The 10,575-nt window shown below is 56.3% G+C and carries 9 protein-coding genes; 4 read left to right on the forward strand and 5 right to left on the reverse strand.

All coding sequences use genetic code 11. From position 1 onward, the window contains the following. Nucleotides 1-155: 155 nt before the first annotated feature. Nucleotides 156-401, reverse strand: a complete 246-nt coding sequence (locus QMM04_RS17645) for a DUF1158 domain-containing protein (protein ID WP_010615729.1) — start codon at nucleotides 399-401, stop codon at nucleotides 156-158. Nucleotides 402-686: 285 nt separating this feature from the next. Here QMM04_RS17645 and mntP point away from each other — a divergent pair, with 285 nt between their 5' ends. The 4 genes from mntP (at nucleotide 687) to treC (ending at nucleotide 5,844) form a co-directional block, all read left to right on the forward strand. Beyond that, nucleotides 687-1,259 (forward strand): manganese efflux pump MntP, encoded by a 573-nt coding sequence (gene mntP / locus QMM04_RS17650; protein WP_021507902.1) that lies wholly within the window; start codon nucleotides 687-689, stop codon nucleotides 1,257-1,259. A gap of 387 nt (nucleotides 1,260-1,646) precedes the next feature. Further along, complete coding sequence (locus QMM04_RS17655) at nucleotides 1,647-2,483, forward strand: fumarylacetoacetate hydrolase family protein (RefSeq protein WP_058770907.1); 837 nt, start codon at nucleotides 1,647-1,649, stop codon at nucleotides 2,481-2,483. A 270-nt stretch (nucleotides 2,484-2,753) separates the two neighbouring features. Further along, nucleotides 2,754-4,196 carry a PTS trehalose transporter subunit IIBC gene (gene treB / locus QMM04_RS17660; protein WP_282996644.1) on the forward strand — a complete coding sequence of 481 codons (1,443 nt, stop codon included), beginning with the start codon at nucleotides 2,754-2,756 and terminating at the stop codon, nucleotides 4,194-4,196. Continuing rightward, a complete protein-coding gene (gene treC / locus QMM04_RS17665; RefSeq protein WP_282996645.1) occupies nucleotides 4,180-5,844 on the forward strand; it encodes an alpha,alpha-phosphotrehalase in 1,665 nt (554 codons plus the stop codon). The genes treB and treC overlap by 17 nt, the downstream gene beginning before the upstream one ends. 52 nt (nucleotides 5,845-5,896) lie before the next feature. Here treC and QMM04_RS17670 read toward each other — a convergent pair whose 3' ends face one another. The 4 genes from QMM04_RS17670 to QMM04_RS17685 all read right to left on the reverse strand — a co-directional run. Next, entirely contained in the window at nucleotides 5,897-6,682 is a 786-nt protein-coding gene (locus QMM04_RS17670) for a hypothetical protein (protein WP_058759370.1), read from the reverse strand. 48 nt (nucleotides 6,683-6,730) lie between these two features. Continuing rightward, nucleotides 6,731-8,137 (reverse strand): radical SAM protein, encoded by a 1,407-nt coding sequence (locus QMM04_RS17675; RefSeq protein ID WP_262265120.1) that lies wholly within the window; start codon nucleotides 8,135-8,137, stop codon nucleotides 6,731-6,733. Then, nucleotides 8,137-9,411 (reverse strand): glycosyltransferase, encoded by a 1,275-nt coding sequence (locus QMM04_RS17680; RefSeq protein WP_211726973.1) that lies wholly within the window; start codon nucleotides 9,409-9,411, stop codon nucleotides 8,137-8,139. The genes QMM04_RS17675 and QMM04_RS17680 overlap by 1 nt, the downstream gene beginning before the upstream one ends. Nucleotides 9,412-9,424: 13 nt before the next feature. After that, the coding region (locus QMM04_RS17685) for a glycosyltransferase (protein WP_282996646.1) at nucleotides 9,425-10,575 on the reverse strand (1,151 nt) is incomplete at its 5' end.

Raw genomic sequence — 10,575 nt, forward strand, 5'->3', positions numbered from 1 at the left:
AAAAGTTAGGTTTTAGCGCAATTGATTTTTTATGCGGATTTTATGTTGCCTGCTGTTTGGCCAGATCGTGTAAAAATAATGTTACATTTGTGTGACTTTTAATTTGGGCACCGTGTCAGGCGCCCGTCAGAAGAAAAATGCATCACGCGCACCGCTCAGCGCAGCTGGAACCAGCGGCGCCAGACGAAGCGGATAATGAAAAACTCAACGGTACCCAGCAGCAAAAACCAGACGCAGAACACCATGGTGTACAGCTGATTCACATCCTGCAGATGCAGAGCCTGCTGCAGCTGTTTTGCCAGCGCCACGCCAAACGAAGGGGCGGGCAGCAGTAGCGCCGAAAGAAAGCCCAGCAGCAGAATGCCGCCCGGGATGATCAGCGTTTCAAATGGGTTTTTCATCGCATCATTCCAAATCAGTTAGCGCGGGCATTAGCGCATAAAACTGCGGCGCGGTGCAATCCCCGCAGCAGCGTACGCTAAGAAATTTCTTCTATTCCATCCACTTAGCTGCAGAAATAGCGGCAGTTAAGAGTTATAGCCTTTGCTATACTTAAACCCATGATTTTGTTGTCTTTTTTTTGGCGGGTTGGCGTGCTAGACTGCGCGCACTTTTTCATTACTGAACCCGATATGCGGACAAAGTGCAGGCTTAATCGTCTTATTTCACCGCATTGACTGAAAACCATGACATTTATCGCAACCCTGATTCTGGCCTTTGGTATGTCGATGGACGCTTTCGCTGCAGCACTGGGCAAAGGCGCGTCGCTGTATCGTCCGGGTTTCAAAGAAGCATTACGCACAGGGCTGATTTTTGGCGTCATTGAAATGCTGACGCCGCTGGTGGGGTGGGCCATCGGGTTGGCTGCCAGCCACTACATTATGGCGTGGGATCACTGGGTGGCATTTGGTCTGCTGGGCATTCTTGGCGGGCGGATGATCATGGAAGGTTTCCGTCAGACGGCCGATGAGCCGTGCGAAGCGCCGCAGCGCCACGGCTTTATGGTACTGGCGCTGACGGCGGTAGCGACCAGCCTCGATGCGCTGGCGGTGGGGGTTGGCCTCGCGTTCCTGCAGGTTAACATTGTGCTCACCGCGCTCACCATCGGTGCGGCCACCACTATCATGGCGACCACCGGTGTGCTGGTCGGTCGCTTTATCGGTCCGGTAATGGGCAAATGGGCGGAAGTGCTGGGCGGCGTGGTACTGATCAGCATTGGCTGCACCATCCTGATTGAGCACTTAGGGCTGTTCCGTTAACGTCTGGCACGATGGGGTGGGCGCGTTTTTGTGATCTGGTTCAAAAATAATTGCGTGAAAAATGCGCGGGCGTTATAATTTTCGCGTAATTCTTCAACAATTTTTGTATCAGGTGCACCATGAAACGTTTTTTCCGCTCCGTGTTTCGCTCTTATGTTGAGACCTTCAAACACGTACCGCCGGGCGCCTTAAACTAAGCGCTCCGCCAGAAACCCTCGATAATCGCGGTCAGGGATCGACCTGTGGTTATCACCCGGCGCCGACCCCCTCTGCGCACCTCTGTCACCAAAACTCACAAACATTAATTACTTTACCCTCAGGTCATACCGCTTTTCCGTCTGGCTTTTGATAACCTGCGCGCAAATTCTCTATAACATTGAGGCCATCATGCAGCTGTGCAGTTTTTCTCTTATTGACCAGGCAAGAAAAAGTTATGGCATCGTGCAACCCGACGGCGTGATCGATCTCGGTGCGCGGCTGGGCGACAGCTGTCCGGATTTGAAAACTCTGCTACAGCGCGGTGGCCTGAGTGACCTGCAGGTGTACCTGAGCGAGCCGGTGGACTATGCCTTCAGCGCGATTCGCTTCCTGCCGGTGGTGGAAAACCCAGGCAAAGTCTTCTGCGTTGGTATGAACTATGCCGACAAGCGCCAGGAGTTTGCCGCCACGCTCGACGCGCCGACGCTGTTCGTACGCTTTGCCGATTCGCTGGCAGCACACGAGCAGCCCCTGCTGAAACCGGCGACCACGGCTGAATTTGATTACGAAGGCGAGCTGGCGGTGATCATCGGCAAGGCTGCTTATCAGGTAAAAGCCGCCGATGCGCTACAGCATATAGCGGGCTACAGCTGCTTTATGGATGCCACGGTGCGCGACATGCAGTTCACCTGGTTTACCGCAGGCAAAAACTGGCAGCAAACCGGCGGCTTTGGCCCGTGGATGACCACCGCCGACGACATCCCGGACCCGCAGCAGCTGGCGATCAAAACCTGGCTGAATCAGCGCGAAGTGCAGAATGATACCACGGCCAGCATGGTGCATCCGGTGGCGAAGATCATTGAATACATCTCGGCGTTTAGTCCGCTGTCACCGGGCGATGTCATCATCACCGGCTCACCGGGCGGCGTGGGGAAAAAGCGTACGCCACCGCTGTTTATGTTCCCTGGCGATGAGATCGAAGTGGAAATTGAGAAGATTGGTCGTCTGCGCCACCGCATCGTCTGACGTTTTGCTGCGCGGTGGCGAACGTTGCACAGCCACCGCGCTACCGCTTAAATAAATATTCAACAATACGAAATGTCCCGAATTTATATTTAAATGGCGCAGATTTAGTTATCAGGTTAAATAATTATTGTTAAGTTAATTTTCCTGCGATGTATTGCGTAAATATTTTTGTGATCGCCAACTAATTCCCTCGCTTTGCTATAGTTAAAATTAAAAGCAGCAGCGTATTATCGTCCACTGCCGATTCCGGCATGGAAATAAGGGATGATAATGAAAACCATCAGTCGCGAGATCATTAACGATCTCATTGACCGCGTGGGCGGTCGGGAAAATATTCTGTCACTTTCGCACTGTATTACCCGCCTGCGCTTTGTGCTGCAGGATGTCGACAAGGCCGATCCAGAGGCCATCCGCGCCACGCCCGGCGTTAAAGGATGCTTTAATTCTGCCGGACAGTTTCAGGTAATTATTGGAACCGAAGTTGACACTTATTATAAAGCGTTAGTTGAAGCACTAAATATTAGTGAGGCCTCTAAGGAGCAGATTAAATCTGCGGCGCGCAGTCAGATGAAATGGCACGAGGCATTATTATCCCATTTTGCTGAGATATTTTTCCCGTTATTACCGGCGTTAATTAGCGGCGGTTTAATTCTCGGTTTCCGTAACGTGCTCGGCGATATTGCCGTGGCGGATGATAAAACCCTGGTGCAGCTCTATCCCGGTGTGAAAGGGTTGTACGATTTCCTCTGGCTGATTGGCGAAGCGATCTTCTTCTATTTGCCGGTGGGGATTTGCTGGTCGGTGGTGCGCAAGCTGGGCGGTACGCCAATCCTGGGGATTGTGCTGGGCATTACGCTGGTTTCACCGCAGCTGATGAATGCGTATCTGATTGGCAGCCAGGTGCCGGAAGTGTGGAACTTTGGCTGGTTCAGCATTGATCGGGTCGGCTATCAGGCGCAGGTGATCCCGGCGCTGCTGGCCGGGCTGGCGCTGGCAAAAATCGAACTGGCGCTAAAACGTATCGTGCCCGCCTATCTGACGCTGGTGGTGGTGCCGGTGTGTGCGCTGCTGCTGTCGGTTTTCCTCGCCCACAGCCTGATTGGCCCATTTGGCCGTCTGATTGGCGACGGCATCGCCTTCGCGGTGCGTCATCTGATGACCGGCAGCTTCGCGCCGATTGGTGCCGCGCTGTTTGGCTTCCTGTATGCGCCGATGGTGATCACCGGCGTGCATCAGACCACGCTGGCGGTTGATCTGCAGATGATTCAGAGCATGGGCGGCACGCCGGTGTGGCCGCTGATTGCGCTGTCCAATATTGCACAGGGTGCTGCGGTGGTCGGCATCATTATCGCTAACAAAGATCGTGCTGAACGCGACCTCACCGTGCCGGCCGCCATTTCAGCGTGGCTAGGCGTAACGGAGCCGGCGATGTACGGCGTCAACCTCAAGTACCGCTACCCTATGCTGTGCGCCATGATTGGCTCTGCGCTGGCGGCGCTGCTGTGCGGCCTCAACGGTGTGATGGCCAACGGCATCGGCGTGGGCGGCTTGCCGGGCATTCTCTCGATTCAGCCACAGTACTGGACGGTTTACTCGCTGGCGATTCTGGTGGCAATTCTGGTTCCGCTGCTGCTGACCATCATCATCACCAAACGAAAAGCGGCAACCGCCATCATCAGCCAGGCCGAGGTGCAACATGAACAGGCACGCTGAATATCCCTGGTGGCGCCAGGCGGTGATCTACCAAATCTATCCTAAAAGTTTTCAGGACAGCGGGGCGCGCGGCACCGGCGATCTCAGGGGTGTGATCCAGCGGCTGGATTATCTGCAGCAGCTGGGCGTCGATGCGCTGTGGCTGACGCCGATCTATGTGTCGCCGCAGATCGATAACGGTTACGACGTGGCGGATTACACCGCCATCGATCCCGCCTACGGCACCATGGCCGACTTTGACCACCTGCTGGCGGAGACGCACCGGCGCGGTATGCGCATGGTGCTGGATATGGTGTTCAACCACACCTCGACCGAGCATGCCTGGTTTAAGCGTGCCGAAGCCGGTGAGCAGCCGTACGTCGATTTCTATATCTGGCGCGACGGGGTGCCCGGCACGCCGCCCAATAACTGGCAGTCTAAGTTTGGCGGCAGCGCCTGGGCGTGGAACGAACGGCGTCAGCAATACTATCTGCACCTGTACGCGCCGGAGCAGGCCGATCTCAACTGGGAAAACCCGGCGGTGCGCGAGGCGTTAAAGCAGGTGTGCCATTTCTGGGCGGATCGAGGCGTCGATGGATTGCGGCTTGATGTGATCAACCTGGTGTCGAAGCACCAGGATTTTAGCGACGATCTGCCCGGCCATGACGGGCGGCGCTTTTACACCGATGGTCCGCGCATCCATGACTACCTGCAGGAGTTCAACCGCGATGTGTTCACGCCGCGCGGGCTGATGACGGTGGGGGAAATGTCCTCGACCACGCTGGCCAACTGCCAGCGCTATGCTTCGCTGGCGCAAAACGAGCTGTCGATGACCTTTAACTTCCACCATCTTAAGGTGGATTATCCCCAGGGCGACAAATGGACGCTGGCGGCACCGGACTTTGTTCAGCTCAAGGCAATTTTTGCGGAGTGGCAGCGCGGGATGCACGACGTGGTGTGGAATGCGCTGTTCTGGTGTAACCACGATCAGCCGCGTATCGTCACGCGCTTTGGTGATGAAGGTGCGCTGCGCATCGCCTCGGCAAAATGCTTTGCGATGTTGCTGCACGGCATGCAGGGCACGCCCTATATCTATCAGGGCGAAGAGCTGGGAATGACCAACCCTCATTTTACCCGCATTGAGCAGTATCAGGACATTGAGAGCCACAACATCCACGCTGCGTGGCTGGCGCAGGGCAAGCCGGAGGCGGCAATCCTGGCGATACTGGCCAGCAAATCGCGCGATAACAGCCGTTCGCCGATGCTGTGGGACAGCAGCGCCAATGCCGGCTTCACGCGGGGTGAGCCGTGGATAGGCGTGGCGGATAACTATACGCTGATCAACGCGGCTAACGCGCTGCTCGACAGCAACTCGGTGTTCTATGGCTACCAAACGCTGATTCGGCTGCGTAAGCGTTACGCTATCTTCACCGAGGGTGATTATCAGGATCTGGCACCGCAAGCGTCACACATCTGGTGTTATCGTCGCAATTCGCCGTGTGAAAGCCTGCTGGTGGTGGCGAACCTGAGTCACAGCGCACAGCCGCTGCTGCTGCCGGAAGTTGAAGGCAACTGGCAGGTGCTCATGAGTAATTACAGTGAGGCATCGCCGCCTGGGGCATTGACGCACCTGCGGCCTTTTGAAGCGGTGTATTACTACCAGTCGTAACGGAGAAAACCGGCGGCGCGTTTCAGCAATGAGCAGAACGCGCCGCCTGCACTCACTTCAGCGTGCCGCATTCCGCCACGGCGAGATAATCGGTATACAGCTGCGGCGAACCGGAAAAGGACGCCAGTTGCTTCCACTCTTCATACATCTGTTTGGTATCCCGGTGCGCGCGCGCAAAGTCAGCCGCGCTGGCGGTGGCGATATCAGGCTGCGGATAAAACACATTCAGCGCCGCTTCACTCTCAATCTCCATCATCACCACATAGCCGTCCAGCCGGTTGCCGCTGTGACCTTTCAGCAGATGAAACTTCCAGCCGGGATAATCAACGATACGCGCGGCATTCTGCGCGATGAATTGCTCAAATTCCTGCGGCTGCACGCCCGGTCGCAGCGCCAGATAGTGGGTACCGAGAATGCGCGCGGTGCCGCTGCGGGCATCAAATCGCGGGCCACCCGGCAGCGTACTGTGAGGATTCTCTGCCAGCAGATCGAAATGGGTGAAAATTGTCGGGCGCCGCGCGAAGGTCGCCAGCTGGCGCCACTCGCTGAGCAGCGCGTCCGCGTCGGGATGCAGATGCCAGAAGTGCTCTGCCTCGGCGGTAAGTTCACCGTCATCCTGCATAAAGCGCGCGCGCTGTGCCGCATCTTTCATTTCAAACAGCATCAGGTATTGATCGACGCGCTCGCCGCGCAGACCGCGAAACAGCGTCCAGCGCCAGCCGGGATAGCACGGCAGATGCACGCCTTTTTCGCGCACGAAGGTTTCAAACTGTTCAGCGGTGACGCCCGCTTCGGTGTCGATGGCGATATAAAAAAAGCTATAAACAGACTGGGACATAACAGGCTCCAGGCACGCCGTCGCGTGCCGTTGAGAGGTAAGGGCGGTTTAGTCGAACTGGGTATTGATGATGGCTTCTACCAGCACGCGGCCGGCGGGGGTGAGCGTGACGTAGCGGCCATCGCTATGCACTAACTCGCGCTGCTGCAGCTCACGCAGCGCCCGGGCGATGGTCGGCTGGTCAAACAGGCTGACGCCAAACTTCTGCTGAAACAGCACATCGTCGAGCGGAATCAGCGTCGACAGCGCCATTTTGCAGCCGTTGATGGCCTGCTGATCCGGCGACATGCCGCGCACCGAAGCGATCGGCAGTTCACCGTTATCCAGCGCGCGCTGATAGTCGGCGTAATCGGTCAGGTTGATCAGCTCAGCGCCGGCACATTTGGAGCTGCCGCCAAGGCCAATCGCCACTTCCGGTGCCTGCTGGTCGAGATCGGTAATGATCGCTTTCCACTTCTCCGGCGGTGCGCTGCGATGGTGGAAATACATGGTGGGATGTTCAAGGTAATCGCCATCCAGCCACTGCTCGGCCAGCGCGCGCATCTGATACTGCTGACCCAGACTGGGCATCGCCGCATTCTTACGCTGCCAGGCATTTTCTCCCTCCGCCGACACGCCGGTGCGGCTCTCGGCGAACGGCTTCATGTGCAGCTTGGTGAACACCAGATGCGACAGGTCAAGCGCGCGCGCCTGCTGCAGATCGTCACGCACGTCGTCCACCGTTTGTCCCAGCAGGCCATACATCAGGTCGACGCTGACCAGGGCGAAGCCCAGCTCGCGCGCATCACGAATCACCTTGTAGCAGGCATCCGCGCTGTGCAGGCGACCACAGCCTTTGATCAGGCGATCTGAGAATGACTGCGCGCCAAACGACAGTTTGCTGAAGCCCAGTTCGCGCAGCTGCGCGAGGAATTCGCGCGTCAGCGTGCCGGGCTCGCCTTCGAAGCGCAGCGTGGCTTCGCGGAAGTTGAAATGGTTGCGGTAAAAATCCATTAAGCGCCGCAGCTCATCCGGTGGCAGCAGCGAGGGCGTGCCGCCGAACAGGTTGAACTCACCCACCGGCACTTCACCCAGTGCCGGCAGCTGCGCCAGCCACAGTTTCGCCTCCTGAATGTTGCGATCGACGATATCGCGGAACAGCTCAGGCGCGCGCGGCGACTGCGGATTTACAATCACCGTAGGAAACTGGCAGAAATGGCACTTATAGCGGCAGGTGGGGATATACGCCCACAGATGAATTTGCGGCGCATGGCTCAGGCTGTGCTGCATGGCGCGGAAAAAATTCGGCAGCGGAAAATCGTCGATATCACCGGGAAATACATGGCAACCAAAAGGATCATGCACCACGTATTCCAGCAAATCGGCGTTTTCCGGCCGGCTAAGCACCTCGCATATGGCCGGGCGAGGATAGTGACGATCGATATCCTGCAGGGATTGCAGCCAGGCAGCACGCATCAGAACACCCCGCCGTTTGCAAAGTAGTTATGCGCCTCACCGGATTCGCGATCTTCGCAGTAATACCAGACAAAGCGGGCGAAATCATTTTCCGTCACCTGGGCAAAGCAGGCCGGCAGCGGCGGTGGCTCGCCAATCTCTGCGCCGACGGCACGACGCAGCGCGGCAAACAGCTCATGGCGGAATTCAAAATAGAGGCGAAACGCCGGGGTTTTGTAGCTGTGAATCGGCAGGAAATCGGTCACGCTCATCTCCAGCATTATGCTGTGAATGCGGTCGAACAGGCGTTCAGCCACCTCTGGCGTGAAGAAATCAATCACCGCGGCATCGTCGCGCAGCAGCGACGGATTCAGCAGCACCGGCAGCACCAGATTTTTTGGCACGTAATCTTTAATCGAGTAGTGCCACGCCTGCTGCGCCTGCTCTGCGCTGACATCGGTGAACGGCGTCAGTGCGGTGAGCGTGGGTCGCACATCTTTCATGATGATGGTGCCGTTATGGCCGTAGGCCACGCCTTCAATCACTTCGTGCAGCAGGTTATCCACCCGGCGGCTGTTGATCTGCACGCGGGAGTTGGGCGCATACACCGGTTTGCCGCCAGCCGCGATCACCTTGATGCCAAAATCCCAGTCGTCTGACAGATGTTCAACAAACTCACCGTTTTTCAGCTGGTAAAAAATCTCGATGCCGCCCACTTCGTCGTACAGCTGCTTTTCGACGCCAAAGCCTTTGCCGTCCGGAAAGCCGCCAAACAGGGAGAAGGAAGCGTGGCGGCAGCGCAGCGTTTTATCAATCTCCGCATACAGCCGCGGGCGCTCGTGGAAATCCGCGGTTTCGTAGTAGTAGTTACAGGTGCCCAGATCGCCGTTTTGCGCAATCATGGTGCCGACCAGTTCGTCGATCCACAGTGCATCAACGGTGCAGTCCGCATCGGCCGAAAGGATGTAGTGCTTGCGCTGAAAGCCGCTGGCCTCGTCGCGCAGACCGGCGCGCTGTGAGGCGAAATCCATGCCTTTTTTCCGCGCCGAAGAGACGCCCTGCACCGTCTCCTGCAGCTGATGAATCGTCAGCTGCGGATGCTGCGCGGCAAAGGCTTCAATCAGCGCGACCGAATTATCGGTGGAATTATTATCCACCATGATCACTTCCAGATTATCAAAATTAAACAATCCGCCGGGTGAACGCTGCTGTAATATTGATTCCAGCACCGCGTTAATACGTGCTGCCTCGTTATAAACCGGCAGCACGACAGAAATAAAACAACGGTTATCCATAGTCACTCCTTAACTACACATTAAATATCTGCCGGAAGATGTGATCCGACAGCAGGGATTTTCCTTTCTGATAATTGCGCGTGGCGATGGCGTCGCGGCGTGCATCATCCTGTAACAAGGCACTAACGCGCTGAATAAAATCGGCATCCGGCAGGCCATCATGGCTGGCGGAAATTGCCATCAGTTCGCCTTCAAAACCGTACTGGCCATACACCTCGTGATAATATTCATAGCGGGTGGCGATATAACAACGCTGATGGCTGATCGCCTCGCCAATCGGATTACCGTAGCTGTCGTAATCCCATGCGGTTAAAAACGACACCACATCGCAGGCGTGATAAAGATCCTGAATGGTGGTGGCCTGTGGATTACGCTCCATAAAGTCGTGATTTAACGCGCCAAAAAAGATGACGTAACGCTCCAGCTGGAACCGGCTGATTAATTCCTTTAATGCGTGATAATGCACGCTGTCTTCCAGCGGATCGCCGGCGACCATTAAATAAACGCGCTGTGGCTGATGCTGCGCGATAAGTTCACTGTTCAGCGCATGCAACAGGTGAATATCCCGATCGAGTCGCTTAGCCGGAATAATTCGCGTGGTGCGGGCAATCACCTTGTCCTGCGCCAGCAACCCAAACTGGCGGCGTAAATCTTTGCGCGGATGGCTTGGGTCAAAAGGATAGGTATTACGCATCACCTCGATTTCGACCTGATGTTCGCACCAGGCCGCCAGCTGTGAGGCCAGTGCCTGGTTCAGCGTGACATAGGTGATATGCGGCGAGGGCTGCGGCCTGACGGCATGTGGCCAGGGCGCGCTGCCGTAACGCGATGAGGTGGATTCGCTGTTCCACATCAGGTCATGGTCGCGCCACAATACAAACCGGCCGAGCTGTTTAGCGGCGCCGTATTGCGCAATCGCCAGATAGAGCGCGCGGGTAAAAATAATATTATCCGGCAGCGTCCCGTTCTCAATGATTAAATAATTGATATCCAGCGCCTGCCATTTTGCGCACAGCGCGTTTGCCAACGCCTGTGCCATCTTTTCCGTCTGCTGCACCAGGATTTTTTCTGCCGCGGCATCCAGCGTCTGGCTATGATTAATCAGCACGTCATGAATATATTGCAGAAAGGCCGGGTTATAACCTTCCACCTGACGAATTTCAT

Source organism: Pantoea sp. Pa-EAmG (assembly GCF_030024295.1).
Classification (GTDB): Bacteria; Pseudomonadota; Gammaproteobacteria; order Enterobacterales; family Enterobacteriaceae; genus Pantoea; species Pantoea dispersa.

Bases quoted from the DNA above. Each gene is read 5' to 3' on its own strand.
- QMM04_RS17655 (WP_058770907.1), top strand. From the start codon at position 1,647: ATGCAGCTGTGCAGTTTTTCTCTTATTGACCAGGCAAGAAAAAGTTAT.
- QMM04_RS17645 (WP_010615729.1), bottom strand. From the start codon at position 401: ATGAAAAACCCATTTGAAACGCTGATCATCCCGGGCGGCATTCTGCTG.
- QMM04_RS17680 (WP_211726973.1), bottom strand. From the start codon at position 9,411: ATGGATAACCGTTGTTTTATTTCTGTCGTGCTGCCGGTTTATAACGAG.
- treC (WP_282996645.1), top strand. From the start codon at position 4,180: ATGAACAGGCACGCTGAATATCCCTGGTGGCGCCAGGCGGTGATCTAC.
- mntP (WP_021507902.1), top strand. From the start codon at position 687: ATGACATTTATCGCAACCCTGATTCTGGCCTTTGGTATGTCGATGGAC.
- treB (WP_282996644.1), top strand. From the start codon at position 2,754: ATGAAAACCATCAGTCGCGAGATCATTAACGATCTCATTGACCGCGTG.
- QMM04_RS17670 (WP_058759370.1), bottom strand. From the start codon at position 6,682: ATGTCCCAGTCTGTTTATAGCTTTTTTTATATCGCCATCGACACCGAA.
- QMM04_RS17675 (WP_262265120.1), bottom strand. From the start codon at position 8,137: ATGCGTGCTGCCTGGCTGCAATCCCTGCAGGATATCGATCGTCACTAT.